This is a genomic window from Arthrobacter glacialis (assembly GCF_002909415.1).
GTDB classification, from domain to species: Bacteria; Actinomycetota; Actinomycetes; order Actinomycetales; family Micrococcaceae; genus Specibacter; species Specibacter glacialis.
The window spans coordinates 187,834-204,203 of sequence record NZ_PPXB01000001.1 but is presented as its reverse complement, the minus strand read 5'-3'; the positions used below and the strand labels follow the sequence as shown (position 1 = coordinate 204,203).

At 63.0% G+C, this 16,370-nt stretch carries 9 protein-coding genes; 5 read left to right on the top strand and 4 right to left on the bottom strand.

The features are described 5' to 3' along the window. The first annotated feature begins 324 nt into the window (after window positions 1–324). Entirely contained in the window at window positions 325–2,649 is a 2,325-nt protein-coding gene (locus CVS28_RS00895) for a beta-galactosidase (RefSeq protein WP_165788020.1), read from the top strand. On the opposite strand, the gene CVS28_RS00890 is transcribed toward CVS28_RS00895, so the two are convergent. From CVS28_RS00890 to CVS28_RS00875, 4 genes are read right to left on the bottom strand one after another with little or no spacing between them, the layout of a single operon-like run. After that, window positions 2,642–4,267, bottom strand: a complete 1,626-nt coding sequence (locus tag CVS28_RS00890) for a rhamnulokinase (protein WP_243399614.1) — start codon at window positions 4,265–4,267, stop codon at window positions 2,642–2,644. The two genes, CVS28_RS00895 and CVS28_RS00890, sit on opposite strands and share 8 nt — an antisense overlap. Further along, window positions 4,264–6,363 (bottom strand): bifunctional aldolase/short-chain dehydrogenase, encoded by a 2,100-nt coding sequence (locus tag CVS28_RS00885; RefSeq protein ID WP_103480327.1) that lies wholly within the window; start codon window positions 6,361–6,363, stop codon window positions 4,264–4,266. The genes CVS28_RS00890 and CVS28_RS00885 overlap by 4 nt, the downstream gene beginning before the upstream one ends. A gap of 2 nt (window positions 6,364–6,365) precedes the next feature. Further along, window positions 6,366–7,532 carry an L-rhamnose isomerase gene (rhaI, locus tag CVS28_RS00880; RefSeq protein ID WP_103463880.1) on the bottom strand — a complete coding sequence of 389 codons (1,167 nt, stop codon included), beginning with the start codon at window positions 7,530–7,532 and terminating at the stop codon, window positions 6,366–6,368. Beyond that, the gene (locus tag CVS28_RS00875; protein ID WP_103480326.1) at window positions 7,529–7,888 is read right to left on the bottom strand and encodes an L-rhamnose mutarotase; all 360 of its coding nucleotides are present in this window, start codon (window positions 7,886–7,888) and stop codon (window positions 7,529–7,531) included. The genes rhaI and CVS28_RS00875 overlap by 4 nt, the downstream gene beginning before the upstream one ends. Window positions 7,889–8,013: 125 nt before the next feature. Here CVS28_RS00875 and CVS28_RS00870 point away from each other — a divergent pair, with 125 nt between their 5' ends. The 4 genes from CVS28_RS00870 (at window position 8,014) to CVS28_RS00855 (ending at window position 16,199) form a co-directional block, all read left to right on the top strand. After that, window positions 8,014–9,021 carry a LacI family DNA-binding transcriptional regulator gene (locus CVS28_RS00870; protein ID WP_103480325.1) on the top strand — a complete coding sequence of 336 codons (1,008 nt, stop codon included), beginning with the start codon at window positions 8,014–8,016 and terminating at the stop codon, window positions 9,019–9,021. A gap of 187 nt (window positions 9,022–9,208) precedes the next feature. After that, window positions 9,209–11,734, top strand: coding sequence for a rhamnogalacturonan lyase (locus tag CVS28_RS00865; protein ID WP_103480471.1), 2,526 nt, complete (start codon window positions 9,209–9,211; stop codon window positions 11,732–11,734). Window positions 11,735–12,001: 267 nt separating this feature from the next. Beyond that, a complete protein-coding gene (locus CVS28_RS00860; protein ID WP_341476396.1) occupies window positions 12,002–14,035 on the top strand; it encodes a DUF6807 family protein in 2,034 nt (677 codons plus the stop codon). Between the two features lie 70 nt (window positions 14,036–14,105). Further along, entirely contained in the window at window positions 14,106–16,199 is a 2,094-nt protein-coding gene (locus tag CVS28_RS00855; protein ID WP_103480324.1) for a beta-galactosidase, read from the top strand. Window positions 16,200–16,370 lie beyond the last annotated feature (171 nt).

Sequence of the window (16,370 nt, the reverse complement as noted above, 5' to 3'; positions counted from 1 at the left end):
ATCACTCCTTGATGAAGAAAGATGTTGCGGTGACATAGCCGGTCGAAAATCCATGCAGTGATTCACATTCAACTTTGAATCGATTCACAATAGAGTCACAGATATCCCCTGTCGAGCGCGAGGAATTGATTCAGCCCAAACGGCCACTCGGCCGGGCGGGGCCGCAGGTCGCGGCACCACCTTCAAGCAAGCTGTGAGCTAACCCACATCTGAATCGATACAAACATGATTGCTGATAGTTTGCAAGGAGTTTCCAAATCATTTCCGCTTAAGACGGTAATCGCTTTCCCACGCGGTCCACTCTTGCCAGAAGGAACCCCCGCCATGCACCACGCAGTAGTTCGCCAGCCAGCGCCAGCCGTTGCCGGTCACCTCCGGATGGGAAACCCTCGCATCCGGGTGGACAGCCAGAAACTCATCAGGGATGGCAAGGCCTGGTTTCCCGTCATGGGCGAATTTCATTTCAGCCGCTACGACGCAAAGCTGTGGTGCCTTGAGCTTGAACGCATGAGGGAGGGCGGCATCACTGTTGTTTCAACGTATGTATTTTGGCAGCATCATCAGGAGCGCCAAGAGTCCTTTGTCTGGACCGGAAACCGTGATCTGCGTGCCTTTATTGGCCTGTGTGCCGAACTGGGTTTGGACGTCGTCGTGAGGATCGGCCCATGGGTCCACGGAGAAGCACGCAACGGCGGTTTCCCCGACTGGCTCCAAGCGCTGCCGCTTCAGCACCGCAGCAACGATGAGGCGTATCTGGGCCATGTTCGCCCCTTCTTCACCGAGATTGCCCGGCAACTCGATGGCCTGTATTTCGGTACCGGCGGACCAATAGTTGCCATCCAGGTGGAGAACGAACTCTATGACCAGAGCGCACATATTCTAACGCTCAAGGAACTGGCCCTGGGCTTGGGCATGGACGCTCCCCTGTGGACAGCCACTGCATGGGGCGGAGCCGAACTGCCGGAGAATGAAGTTTTGCCGCTCTATGGCGGCTACCCGGAAGCCTTCTGGGAGGATGCCCATCCGGGGTGGGCCAGGGGCAGCAGAAAGCACTACTTCTTCACTGACATCCGTGACGATCACAGCATCGGAGCAGATCTGCGCACCACTGCCTCGCTGGGCCAGGGCACCGACAGCACCCGGTACCCCTATGCGACCTGCGAGCTTGGCTCCGGGATGCCGTCGGCCTACCACCGGCGACCCATCATCCCCGCCCATGACGTTGCCGCCCTGGCCCTGGCCAAAGTGGGAAGCGGATCAGCGTGGCAGGGCTACTACATGTACCACGGGGCATCCCATCCGGTGGGTGAGTTGTCTTCCCTGCAGGAATCCATTGAAACCGGCTACCCCAACGATCTCCCAGTCATCAGTTACGACTTTCAGGCACCCGTGGGCGAGCACGGCCAGCTCAGGGAGAGCTACCACAGGCTGCGTGCCCAGCATCTGTTCCTTGCCGAAGTTGGCCCGGAGCTGGCTGGCATGCCGCTGACCTTGCCGCAGCTGCTTCCTGAGAATCTCGACGACGTGGAAACGCTCAGGTGGTCAGTGCGCAGTGACGGCCATGCAGGATTCATCTTCGTCAACAACCACCAGCCCTCCACTGACGCCTTGGCCGCCAAGGAGGAGGTCCAGTTCCGTGTGACCTTGACTGATGGAAATACTGTCACGGTGCCGGAAAATCCCGTCACAATCCCGGCAGGCGCGTATTTCGTCTGGCCGTTCAACCTTGATCTGGGGAGGGGCGCCACGTTGCACAGTTCGACGGCGCAGCTTGTCACCAGTGTGGTGGCGGGCCAGAAGAAGGTTGTTGTCTTTTCACGCACAGCGGGGATCGAACCCGTCTTCGTGCTCGACCTCGCCAATGACGACGGTTCGCTGCGCAGGGTGCGGCTGGCTTCGTCTGTGGAAGCAAGCCAGGTTGAGCTGGCCGTCACCGAGAATCTGAGCATTCTTCTCATCACCGAGGCGGCCGCACTACGCCTCTGGAAGACGGAGGTGGACGGGGTGCCCCGGCTCATTCTGGCCGAATCCCTGCTGGTCCGGGACGGGCAACTGCATCTGGACGCTGCAGTGCAACAGACACTTGGCGTGTTTCCTGCTGTGGAGTCACTTCTGGCCGTGCCCGGCTCGGTGGCACCGGACATTCGGCGGCTGGAGGACCACGGGCCGTTCCGTGAGTTCTCCCTGCACCTGCCTGCCTCGGCTGTGGAAACCACCGTCCACGTCCACACGGTGCGTGACGCCGTCGTGCTGGCGCCAAGGCGCAGCGGAGGTCCGCAGAACAGGGCTGCGGCGCCTTTGACTGAGGACTACGAGCAAAGCGCCCGCTTTGACATCACCTTTGCCGCTGAGCAGCTCCCAGTAGGCACGAAGAACGTGCTGCACATCGATTGGGTGGGCGATTGCGCCAGGGCCTTGGTGGGTGGACGCCTAGTTTCGGACAACTACTGGAATGGCCTGCCCTGGGAGATGGATCTGAGCGAGCATCGCGATGAACTGTTGCTCCATGGGCTTTCCATCAGGGCTTTTGCCTATGACCCCGGCGCAGCCATCTACGTCGAAGAAAGCATCCGCCCGCAGCGGCCCACACTGGAGATTTCCAGCGTGGGCATCCGTCACAGCGCACTGGTTCCGGTGACAATCAGCTGATGGGCAGGTACCTGACACACTGGTGACTCGCGGCCACTACTGCCCGCAATTCACCCAGGGTAGCCGGTGCGGCGCCGGCTGCCCGGGCCTGGATCAGCACGTTTCCCAAAGCCGTGGCTTCTACAGGCCCGGCCTCAACGGGCAGGCCCGTGGCGTTGGCGGTGAGCTGACACAGCAGCTCATTTTGAGATCCGCCGCCCACAATGTGGATAACCTCAACAGCCTGTCCGGAGAGTTCAGCAGCTTCCTGAACGGTTGCCGCATAGGCTGCGGCAAGGCTTTCCAGAATGCAGCGCACGACGGCGGCCGGCCGGGTATCCAGGGCACCTCCCTTGGCGTGCACGGCGGCCCGGATGCGCCCGGGCATCCCGCCCGGGGCAATGAACTCCTGCGAATCCACGTCGATGCGCGGCCCGCCGGGCGGTTCAGCTGCTGCCGCGACCAACAGCTCCGTGAGACAGGGCGCCACAATCCCAGCGCTGGCCGCAGCTTCATCCCAGGAGCGCATGGATTCGCTGAGCAGCCACAGGCCGCCCACATTGCGCAGGTAGCGGATGGTTCCGTCCACGCCGCGCTCGTTGGTGAAGTTCGCCAGGCGGCTGGCCTCACTCAGAACCGGTATAGCCAATTCAACACCCACCAGCGACCAGGTGCCGGAGGAGATGTAGGCAAAATTCTTGCCCGCGGCCGGCACAGCGGCAACGGCAGAGGCAGTGTCGTGCGACCCAACGGCCACCACCGTGGTTATTGCTGGTAACCCGGTGTGCGCGGCAATCTCCGGGCGAAGCGTGCCGATGGTGTCCCCGGGCTCAACCAGCGGCGGGAACAACTCCGCCGGCAGTCCCAGAGCAGCCAGGAATTCCGTGGCCCACTCCCCGGCCACGGCATCAAAGAGCCCCGTGGTGGAGGCGTTGGTTGACTCTGCGCGCCGCACACCCGTGAGTTTGAACGCGATCAGGTCCGGAATCAGCAGCGCGTGCCGGGCGGTGAGATCCTGACCGGCAGCCTGTTCAGCGGCCAGTTGGTAGATGGTGTTGAAGGGCAGGTGCTGCAGACCAGTGGTCTGGTACAGCTGTTCCGGACTGATCCGTTCATGGACGCTGGCAACCTGTTTGGCTCCGCGGCCATCGCGGTAGCTAAACGGAGGCCCGGCCATGGCACCGTCGGCATCAATGAGACCGTAGTCCACGGCCCAGGTATCGATGCCGATACTGGCGATCTGCCCGCCCACCGTGGCGGCATACTCTGCCGCCGCGGCGAGCCCCACCAGGACCTGGTCGAAGAGCCCATCCAGATCCCAGTGGAGATTGCCGTGTTCTGGCGCGGGGTGTTCCATGACACCGTTGGGGAAACGGTGCACCACTTTCAGCGACACCTCACCACTGCCGATATTGCCCACAATGACCCGTCCCGAGGACGCCCCAATATCGACGGCGGCGAACAACGGAGCCGCGGGGCTGGTTTCTTCGGAGGCGACGTCAATCCCCGGGCGCTCCCACTGCTCGCGAGCTCGCAGCGGGTCCCGCGCGCCCGTGGACCCAAGACCGGAGGCCGCCCGCGGCCGAGGGTCCGGAAGTCGCCGAGAAGATGCCGGCTCCGCGGCTCTCATGTCTGTCATCGCAGGAAGGCTGCTGCCACGCCGGCGTCGACGGGAATGTGCAGCCCCGTGGTGTGGGAGAGTTCGGCGGAGGTCAGTACTGCCGCGGCGTTGGCCACGTTTTCCGGCAGCACCTCACGCTTGAGCAGCGTCCGCTGGGCGTAATACTCACCCAGCTTCTCCTCATCCACCCCGTACACAGCCGCCCGCTTGGCCCCCCATCCCCCGGCAAAGATGCCGGAGCCGCGAACCACGCCGTCGGGGTTGATGCCGTTCACGCGGACGCCGTATTCGCCCAGTTCGGCAGCCAGCAGGCGCACTTGGTGGGCTTGGTCCGCCTTCGTGGCCGAGTAAGCAATGTTGTTGGGTCCGGCAAACACCGAATTCTTCGAGGAAATGTAGATGATGTCCCCGCCCATGTCCTGCTCGATCAGCACCTTTGCCGCAGCCTTGGAGACCAGGAAGGAGCCCTTGGCCATGACGTTGTGCTGCAGATCCCAGTCCTTTTCGCTGGTTTCCAGCAAGGGTTTGGAGATGGACAGCCCGGCATTGTTGACCACCAGATCCAGCCCGCCGAAGGCCAGTACGGCGGCATCCACGGCGCCCTGAACGGCGGATTCATCCGTGACATCGGCGCGAATGCCGATGGCCACGTCCGGCCCACCCAACTCCTGGGCCACGGCCTGGGCCGCGTCAAGGTTCAGGTCCGCAATGACAACGCAGGCACCCTCCGCGGCAAGACGGGTGGCAATGGCTTTTCCAATGCCCGACGCCGCCCCGGTCACCAGGGCGATGCGGCTTGCGTGGGACTTGGCCTTGGGCAGGCGCGCCAGCTTCGCTTCTTCCAACGCCCAGTATTCGATCCGAAACTTCTCGGCCTCGTCAATGGGTGCGTAGGTGGAGAGTGACTCGGCGCCGCGCATGACGTTGATGGCGTTGAGGTAGAACTCGCCGGCCACGCGTGCGGTCTGCTTGTTGGCGCCATAGGAGAACATGCCCACGCCCGGGATCAGCACAATGGCTGGATCGGCCCCGCGCATGGCGGGAGAATCAGCAACCGCATTGCGCTGGTAGTAGGCAGCGTAATCCGTGCGGTACTCCGTGTGGAGTTCCTTCAGGCGAGCGATGGATGCCTCCACCGAAGCGTCGGCAGGCAGGTCCAGGATCAGGGGCTTGACCTTGGTGCGCAGGAAGTGGTCCGGGCAGCTTGTGCCCAACGCGCCCAGCCGCGGGTGTTCGACTGACGCCAGGAACTCCAGCACGGCGGAATCGTCGCTGAAATGCCCCACCGCGGCCTTGTCCGTGGAGGCCAGTCCGCGGATGGTCGGGGCCAGGGCGGCAGCCTTGGCCTTTCGCTCGGCGTCGGACAAGGCAGCGTAGCCGGGCAATTCCGCTCCGAAGGGGCTCGTGCGGCCGTGGGCGTTGATGTACGCCTCTGCGGTTTCAATGATCCACAGGGAGTTGGCTTCGGCTTCTTCACTGGTATCGCCCCAAGCGGTGATGCCGTGGCCACCGAGGATGGTGCCGATCGCCTCGGGGTTGTTCTCCTTGATGGCCGCAATGTCCAGGCCCAGTTGGAATCCGGGGCGGCGCCACGGAACCCACGCCACCTTGCTCCCAAAAATCTTGGCCGTCAGTTCTTCGCCGTCGGCCGCGGTTGCAATGGCGATACCGGAATCCGGGTGCAGGTGGTCCACGTGGGCGGCATCAACCAGGCCGTGCATGGCCGTGTCGATCGACGGCGCGGCACCACCTTTGCCGTGCAGGCAGTAGTCAAAGGCCGCGACCATTTCATCTTCGCGTTCAAGACCCGGGTAAGTGTTGACCATGGCACGCATGCGGTCCAGACGCAGCACGGCCAAACCTGATTCCGCCAGCGTGCCCAGGTCCCCGCCGGAGCCTTTGACCCACAAAAGCTCCACAGGCTCACCGGTGACCGGATCCGTCGCCGTACCCTTGGCCGAGGTGTTTCCGCCGGCATAGTTGGTGTTGCGCTTATCCGCACCCAACCGGTTGGATCGGGCAATCAAATCGGCCACGGCGGGATGGGTGCCATTCGCGGGCTCGACCCCGGAAACATTGGCGGGGGCCGCTGCGGTATTGGTTGTGCTGGTCATGGCTATGCTCCCCATCCGGCCTGGGTGCCGCCCACGCGCTGGTCATTAATCAGTTTCTGGTAGCCGCTGGCGGCAAAGGCGGCCAGCGGGTCTGCGGGCAGGCCGCGGGATTCACGCCAGTCTGCCAAAACTGGGCGGACATCCGTGTAGAAGGCGTCGGAGAATACAGCGTTGGCTCCCAGCACATCCCCGGCGGCTTGGGCCTCGGCCAGGGCGACCCTGTCCACGAGCAGGGCGCGGGCAGTCATTTCCTGCACATTGAGCACCGAGCGGATCTGGCCGGGAATCTTTTCCTCCAGGTTGTGGCACTGGTCCAGCATGAGCGCCACACCAGAATCAGGACCCAGACCATCACCGCGAATCACTTCATACATGATGCGGAACAACTGGTAAGGGTCGGCAGCACCCACAATGAGATCATCGTCCGCGTAGAAGCGGGAGTTGAAGTCAAAGGAACCGAGTTTGCCCAGGCGCAGCAGCTGGGCCACGATGAATTCAATGTTGGTGCCGGGGGCGTGGTGGCCCGTGTCCAGGCAGACCAGCGCCTTCTCACCCAAGGCCAGGGTGTGTGCGTAGGATGTTCCCCAGTCCGGGACGTCCGTGTGATAAAAAGCCGGCTCAAAAAACTTGTATTCCAGCACCAAACGCTGGTCATCGCCCAGGCGGGCGTAAATTTCCTGCAGGGATTCGGCGAGGCGGTCCTGGCGTCCGCGCATGTCCCCCTGTCCGGGGTAGTTGGTGCCGTCGGCGAGCCAAATCTTCAAGTCCTTGGAACCCGTGGCGTCCATGACATCGATGCATTCGAAGTGGTGGTCAATGGCTTGGCGGCGCACTTGCGCATCGAGGTGCGTGAGGGAACCGAACTTGTAAACATCATCCTGGAAAGTATTGGAATTGATGGTGCCCAGGCCCACGCCAAGATCGGCGGCGTAACTGTTCAACTCCGAATAGTCATCGACTTTGTCCCACGGAATGTGCAGGGCCACCGACGGCGCCAGCCCCGTGAGTTTGTGCACCTGGGCGGCGTCGGCAATTTTCTCCTGCACAGTGCGGGGTGTGCCCGGTGTGCCGAACACCTTGAAACGGGTGCCTGAATTTCCATAGGCCCATGAGGGGACCTCGATGGCCAGTTCATCCAAGCGACCCAGGGCCGCTGCAAAATCCGTCATTTAGCTGTTCCTTCGTTGTGATCGCTGACGGCGGCCAGCTGGTCTTCCAGATTAAAAACTTCTTCCATCACGATGAATCCCTCATCGGGCGCACCATCGGCGGCCGGGAAGAGCTTCGCCATCTGCTCCTGCCACCGGGCGTTCACCTCGGTGAGGGCCATCCGGGCACGTGCGGCGTCAAGATCGTCGCAGTCAACAAAACCGATCAAGAGCCCGTCCGCACCCAGGTGCAGCGTGTAGTCATTCCACCCGGCTGCCTTGAGCTCGCGCAGCATTTCCGGCCACACCTGCGCATGGGCCAGCTTGTAGGCCGGGATCTTGCTGGGATCCACTGCGGAACGAAAACAAACACGCATTTTGCTTCCAAACTCTTGAAACGATTCATTAGTACGATTCAAAGTACACTTGAGCACGAAGCAATGTCAACCATGGCCCGGCATGAAAACTGCCCTTAATTGAGTATCGAAGGTGGAGAGATTTCATGCGGGCAGCAAGCATTAAAGATGTAGCAAATCACGCGGGCGTGGCCGTAGGCACAGTCTCGAACGTCCTGAACTACCCGGACCGGGTTGCCGAGCGGACCCGAGCCCGGGTTCTGGACTCCATCTCAGAACTCGGCTTTGTGCGCAATGACGTGGCACGCCAGCTGCGCGCCGGGCACAGTCGCACCATTGGCCTGATTGTGCTGGACATTGGCAACCCCTTCTTCTCCTCCATTTCCAGGGCGGCAGAAGACGCCGCCGCGAAAAGCGGCAATGCTGTAGTCCTGGGCAATAGCGGCCACAACACCGGCCGCGAGCAGCACTACATTGACCTGTTCGAGGAGCAGCGGGTACAAGGCGTGCTCATCTCCCCGGTCTCCGATACCTCCGCGCGGTTGGCTGCGCTGGCAGCGCGGGGCATCAAGGTGGTCCTGGTGGACAGCCCCTCAAGCGAAGGGCAGTTCAGCTCCGTCTCCATTGACGACGTCTCCGGCGGCTACATGGCCACCAAGCACCTGCTGGACATTGGCCGGCGCAGAATAGCCTTCGTGGCCGGGCCGCAACAATTTCACCAGGTCACCGACCGGCTGGCCGGCGCCCAGCGCGCCGTACTGGAAGTTCCCGGGGCAACTCTGGAGGTCCTGCAGGCCAGCGACTTGACGGTTCTGGCCGGCCGCGAGGTGGGCGATGCCCTCGTGGAGCGCGAGCGCGAACTGCTGCCCGACGGCCTGTTTTGCGCCAATGACCTCCTGGCCCTGGGCGTCATGCAGTCGCTGACCATGCTCCACACCCTGCGAATCCCCCAAGACGTTGCCTTGGTGGGCTATGACGACATCGACTTTGCCGCCTCCGCCGTGGTGCCCCTGACCTCAATCCGGCAGCCCACCATACTCATTGGCCAGACAGCCATTGAACTTCTGGCAGAACAGTTGGAAACCCCGGACGCCAAGCCGCGTTCGGTGGTCTTCAAGCCCGAATTGATCGTCCGGGCCAGCACGGCCCAGTAGGGGCGAATCCCGTCACGGCGGCGCCTTAGCTGACGCAAAGATTGCACCCCCAGCATCCTGTCCGAATAGATAGTGAATCGTATCAATTGCCGAATATCTCTTGACCTGACCCTTTCCTGATGGCTACGCTCGGCGACGGAAAGCGTTATCCCAATGAGGGGCGAACCGCCCAGAGATGGATTCAATGATGAATCTCAATAAACACCCATTCCGCACGGCCTTGGCGGTGACGGCCTGCGCAGCTTTAGTGTTAGGCGCCGCACAGCCAGCCAGCGCAGCCAACCACGAGCCCCCAAAGACGAGCGCCGTACAACTTGAAGCCTTGGACCGGGGACTCGTGGCGGTCTCCACCAGCGAAGGCGTATTCCTCAGTTGGCGGCTGCTCGCCCCGGAAACCACCGGCGCATCAGAAACAGGAATGACTGGCCCGAACTTCGCCGTCTACCGTGACGGCGTCAAGCTGGCCATCGTCACGGACAGCACCAATTTCGCGGACACCTCAGGATCGGCGTCATCTCGATATTCAGTGGCCGCGGTAGTGAACGGCATCGAACTTACCCAAAGCAGCACCACCACGGCCTGGGAAAAGGGTTATCACGACATTCCGTTGCAGAAACCTGCCGACGGCGTCACCCCCGCCGGCGCCCCGTTCAGCTACTCCGCCAGCGACGTTTCCGTGGGCGATGTGGACGGAGACGGTGCCTACGAATTCATCGTTAAATGGGATCCGGCCAACGCCAAGGACGTCTCCCAGGTGGGCTACACCGGAACTGTCTACCTGGACACCTACAAGCTCAACGGCACGCTGCTCAACCGGATAGACCTGGGTGTGAACATCCGGGCCGGCGCCCACTACACCCAGTTCATGGTCTACGACTTCGACGGCGACGGCCGTTCTGAAACCATCCTCAAGACGGCACCTGGCACAAAGTCGACCAGCTACTCAGCGGATGGAAAAGTCCAGAAGCAGTCGTTCGTGACGCTGCCCAAGGATGACATCAAGGCCGGCTACTCCAACCAGGACGACTACCGCCTCAGCGCCGCCGGCTACCACGAGCACCTGGTGGAAATGTTTCAGGGCTGGTCCAAGCACCCGGAAGTGGTGGCCGGCAACTGGCCAGCAACGCTTGAACAAGCTCTCGGCATCCCCGTGACCCACAGCTACCCCCTGTCCCGCACCGACGCAGAGGATTTGGTGGACTACTTCATGGACGTCTACGCGCCGTCGCGCAGCGCAAACAACAAATTGCGAACCTTTGAAGGGTTCATCCTGGCCGGCCCCGAGTACCTCACCGTATTTGACAGCGCCACCGGCAAGGAACTCCAGACTGTACGGTACGAGCCCGGGCGCGGAGACGACGGGCTGATGTGGGGCGACTACGCAATGTCCCGGATCGAACCCGGCAACCGTGTGGACCGCTTCCTGGCCGGCGTTGCCTATCTCGACGGCAAGCGGCCATCGGCCGTATTTGCCCGCGGCTACTACACCCGCACCACCATGGCCAGCTACGACTGGAACGGAAAAACACTCAAGCAACGTTGGCTCATCGACAGCGGGCACGCCCCCATGAGCAACCCCTTCAAGGACTCCCCGCATGGTCGTGACGGAACAGACCCCGTGTACGGCAAGATCACTACGCAAGGCTTCCATTCCCTGAGCGCTGCGGACGTTGACGGCGATGGCAAGCAGGAGATTGTCTACGGCTCGGCCACGATCGACGACGACGGTTCGGTCCTGTACAGCTCCTTCGACGACCTGCCACCACTGAGCAGCGCCCCGGGTGAAAGCGCACGCCTGGGGCACGGCGACGCCATGCACGTGGCCGATATTGACCCCAACCGGCCCGGACTGGAGATCTTCACAGTCCACGAAGGGGCCACAAGTGCCCCCTACGGTTCAGCCATGCGTGACGCGGCAACCGGGGAGCTGATCTTCGGCGCCTACTCGGGGAAGGACACCGGCCGCGGCATGATTGGTGATGTGCGCCCCGACGTGGCCGGCATGGAAGTTTGGTCGAGCATGCCCGGCGGAACCGAAGCCAGCGGGTTGCTCAGCGCCACCGGCCAGAACTTGTCAGCATCAACCCCGGGAACCAACCAGTCCATCCGATGGTCCGCCCAACTGACCACCCAAATCGTCAATGGCAGCGGCGATTCCACACCGACCATTGACGATTGGGCAAAGGGTACGGTGTTGACCGCCAGTGGCACGCGCACCAACAACGGCACCAAGGGCACGGCGTCATTAGTGGCTGACGTTTTCGGTGACTGGCGCGAAGAACTGCTGGTGCGGACCGCAGATTCCAGTGCGCTCCGCATCTACACAAGCACTGAGGTGGCGAACCACAAACTGACCACGCTCATGCACGATCCGCAATACCGGGTTGAAATTGCGCGGCAGAACACCACCTACAACCAACCCGCCTACACCAGCTATTACCTTGCCAGTGACATGGACTTCACCAAGGTCCCCTTGCTCACCACAGCCGAAACTCCTGCGGCACCGACTTTTGTCAATGCCGGGAAATCCCCCCACGGGATAGTCATTACACCGAACTCAAGCTCGATGGACTATTACCTCGACTGGGTCAAAGCGAAGCCAGGTTCCACCAAGGTCAAGCAGCGCACAGTGACGGTGACGGCGGTGCCCAAGCCCCATTTCTCCATCACAACAGGCAGCCAATCCAGCTGGACCCACACGTTCGCCAAGTAGCTGCTGAGAGCCCCGCTGGGCCAGTCAGGGGCCGCCTCGATTTCCACTGTAATGGTGTATGCCGAGGCGGCCCCTTGCCGGGGTCACGATGCGCGGGCGGCTAGCAGCTCATATTGACCACATAACGCATTTTTGATACGTTTCACTTAACGTGGTGGCGATCACTTTCGCACCCCCGGGTTGTGCTGTCAAAGGGCCCGGGGCACCTCTACCCAATTCGCTTTTGCCCTCCGTGAAAGCAAGCACAGATGGAGACCGATCAAACGCATGGGCAGCATGGAAAACCTTCTTACGGCGCAGACCTCCCACGCCAGGCCCACCTCGCTCCCCCGGATCGCACTTGTGGGAGTTCATGGCTTTGGCGCCCACCATTTGATCAATCTAGACCGTTTGGCGGCTGCAGGGGCCTTGAAATTGGTGGCCGTGGCTGATCCCAACCCTCCAGCACCGGGACGCTTGGCCGAAGACGTCAAGATTTTCCATGATCTGGCGGAGCTGCTCTCTGCTGGAGTCTCGCCGGATGTGGTCATCATCGCCACACCCATTCAAACCCATGCACCGCTGGGCCTGGCCGCTCTGGCGGCAGGCGCCGACGTCTATCTGGAAAAGCCCACTGCCGCCTCAATGTCCGCCTTTGAGGAGCTGCGCGCAGCTGCGGCCGCCGCCGGCAACTCAGTCCAGATCGGTTTCCAGTCGCTCGGTTCGCTGGCACTGCCGGCACTGGCCACCGCCATGTCCCAGGGCGCTCTTGGCGCCATCACCGGCGTCAGCGCCACCGGCATGTGGGTCCGCGACAAGGCCTACTACCAACGCTCGCGCTGGGCCGGCAAGCGCACCATCAACGGGGTGGATGTGGTGGATGGAGTCACCACCAATCCACTGGCCCACGCAGTTGCCACGGCCCTGCACATCGCCGGCATCCACTCCGCCGAGCAGATTGAAACAGTCGAAACCGACTTGTACCGTGCCCACCAGATTGAAGGCGACGACACCTCAAGCGTGCGGATCACACCCACGCAGGGGCCGCGCGTCGTCAGTGCCTTGACGGTGTGTGCGCCGGAAGAATCAGACCCTTTTGTCACCGTTCACGGCACCGACGGTACGGCGGTTTTCTACTACACCGAGGACATTCTGGACATCACGACTGCTGCGGGCACCACCTTGCAAAAATTTGCCCGCACGGATCTGTTGGAGAATTTGCTGGCACACCGCTCGGACGGCACACCCCTGCTCAGCTCTCTTGAGAACAGCGGCGCCTTCATGAGTGTGCTGGAAGCAGTGCGCACGGCCCCCGACCCGCAACCCATAGCCGATGAACACCTTCAGTGGCATGGCGAGGGGACTGCCGCCCATCCCGTCATTACTGGCATCGGCACCTGGATTGAACGGGCGACGGCGGCGCAGGCCACCTTCAGCGAAATCGGCGCACCGTGGGCCCGGCCTGCCCCGTCCGTGGACAGCATTGTGGTTGCGGGCGTGGAAGTCGCCCGTGAGCTCAGCGGCGAAAACGTGGCCACAACCCTCTCGCCACGTCCGTATCTGCACCCGGTCACCACCCTGGGCGGTGTGGTTGTTACCGAGGCCCTGCCGTTGGACCACCCCTGGCATCTTGGCGCTGGAGTGGCCTTGCAGGACGTCAATGGCGTGAATTTCTGGGGCGGTAAAACGTACCGGCGCGATGCGGGCGCCTACATCTGGCGGGCGGACCACGGCACTGTGCGGCGCACAGCCTCCGTGGACCAGGCGGCGTCACGGCAGCAGGAACTGTTGTGGTGCGGACCCGATGGTGAGGAAATATTGCGCGAAAACCGGTCCTGGTCCTGGGAAGCTCTGCCCGAGGGTGCTTGGAGACTGACACTTTCATTCACGCTGACCACTGCCGGGGCCGAGGCCGTGAACCTGGGCAGCCCCGGTTCCAACGGGCACCGGGGCAGCGGCTACGGCGGCTTCTTTTGGCGCCTGCCTGCCGTGGAAAACTCGCACATCCGCACAGCCTCGGCAACCGGTGAATCGGCTGTCCACGGCAGCAGCGCACCCTGGCTGGCCTGGTCCGGGGAGTTCTCCGGAAAGCCGGCCACCTTGGTGTTCTCCGCCCCGCCGGAAGCCGCCGATCCCTGGTTTGTGCGTGCCACGGACTACCCCGCGGTAGGATCCGCGCTTGCCGGGGATGCCGCCGTCGTGCTGGCTCCGGGGCAGGCGCTGACGCGCACCATCACCGTCACCCTAGCCGACGGCATCGCCAGCGACGCACAGGCCGCCCACTGGGCCAACGCCGGGAAGCCCCCAGCGACTCAAGCCTGAGGGCGCGGCCCCACAACCAATTCTTGAACTCAGCAATTCCTTTTTACCTGCATCAGACCAAAGGAGCTCCATGTCGTCCCCGAACCCCCAGCAGTCCAGTCCGCCGCCGAAGAGTGCCGCGGCCCAAGAACCCGTTGGCGCCGCCGAGCTGCGCGCGGCCACGTTGTGGGAGGCCCTTCCCGGGCTGTCCTACGGTGGGGACTACAACCCGGAACAGTGGCCCCGGGAGATTCGGCTCCAGGATGTGGACCTCATGCGCCAAGCAGGCGTTACGGCCCTGAGCGTCGGGATATTCTCCTGGGCCTGGCTGGAACCGGCCGAAGGGCAGTATGACTTCGACTGGCTCGACGAGGTCATGGATAACCTCGGCGCAGCTGGCATCAAGGTTGCCCTCGCCACGGCCACGGCGGCACCGCCGCCCTGGCTGGTCCGCAAGCACCCGGAAATCCTGCCGGTCTCAGCCGACGGGACTACGCTGGGACCGGGGTCGCGGCGTCACTACTCGCCGTCGTCGTCCGTCTACCGGCAGTATGCCGCGCAAATCACCCGTGTGCTGGCGGAACGTTATAAGGACCACCCGGCGCTGGTGTTGTGGCATGTTGACAACGAACTGGGCTGCCACGTGGGCGACTTCCACGGCCCCGAGGACACTGCGGCCTTCCGCGGCTGGCTGGAACGGCGCTACGGCACCATTGCGGAGCTGAACGAGGCCTGGGGCACCGCTTTTTGGTCCCAGCGCTACGGCAGCTTCGAGGAAATCCGCACCCCCGGCGCTGCCCCCACAACACTGAACCCCACACAGCAGCTGGACTTTGCCCGCTTTAATTCCTGGGCCTTCATCGACTACTACGACATGCTGCTTGAGGTCATTCGCGAGGTGACCCCGCACATTCCCGCGACCACCAACTTCATGGCCTCCAGCGCCACCAAAACCCTTGACTACTTTGACTGGGCCGCCCATGTGGACGTCATCGCCAACGACCACTACCTGGTGGCCGCCGACACCGAACGCCACATTGAGTTGGCCTTCAGCGCCGACCTGACACGGGGCATTGCCGGCGGAAAGCCGTGGATGCTGATGGAGCATTCCACCTCCGCCGTGAACTGGCAGCCACGCAACCTGCCCAAGCTGCCCGGCGAAATGCAGCGCAACTCGCTGGCGCATGTGGCACGCGGCGCGGACGCTGTCATGTTCTTCCAGTGGCGCCAAAGCAAGGCCGGCTCGGAGAAGTTCCACTCGGCCATGCTGCCGCATGCCGGGACCAACACCAGAGTCTGGAACGAGGTGCTGGAGCTGGGCGCCGCCCTGCAGGCCCTGAATGCCATCCAGGGCTCACTGGTCGAATCCCGCACGGCCATCATCTTTGACTACGAGGCGTGGTGGGCCAGCGAACTAGACTCCCATCCCAGCACCGACGTGAAGTACCTAGACCTGCTGCGCGCCTTCCACCGGGCCCTGTTCCGTCGCGGCATCACCGCTGACTTCCTCCACCCATCAGCGAATCTGGACGGTTACGATCTGATCCTCGCGTGCACGCTGTATTCGGTGAACGACGCCGATGCCGCCAACATTGCCGCCGCCGCCCACCGCGGGGCAACAGTGTTGATCAGCTACTTCAGCGGCATTGTTGACGAGAACGACGCCGTCCGGCTGGGCGGGTACCCAGGCGCCTTCCGCGAACTCCTGGGTATTTCCACCGAGGAGTTCCACCCGCTGGCCGCCGGGGCCACGGCCGCCGTTGCCCCGGCGGGCGCCGGGGGCACCGGCTGGTCAGGGCGGATCTGGAGCGAACATGTGCATTTGGCGGGGGCGCAGGCCCTGGCCAGCTTCACCGAATACCCGTTGGAGGGCGTCCCCGCACTGACCCGGAACTCCACCGGCGCCGGTGCCGCCTGGTACCTGGCCACGTTCCCGGAGGAGGATGCTCTGGATGGGATCCTCGGGTCGCTGCTGGCGGAGTCCGGCGTGAGCGCCCCCGTGGCGGTTGCTCCCGGCGTTGAGCTGACCCGCCGTCGGGCAGCGGACGGAGCCGGCTACCTCTTCGCCATCAATCACGGCCGGGAGGACGCAGCTGTTGCCGCGGCCGGTCTTGAGCTCATCAGCGGGACACCGTTTGCCGGGGTTGTGGCAGCCGGCGCCGTGGCCGTGATCGCCGAAAGCTAACGCTTTCCATAATTGAGACTGCAGCTGATGCGGGTGCGCCCGTCCGGCACCCACATCAGCTGCAGTCTCAAACCATGACAGACCCAACAAGGCGGCCTCCGGGTCCCAGGATTTCCTGGGACCCGGAGGCCGCCTTGTGTGTTGCCGTACTTTTAGTTGTTGTATGGCGGT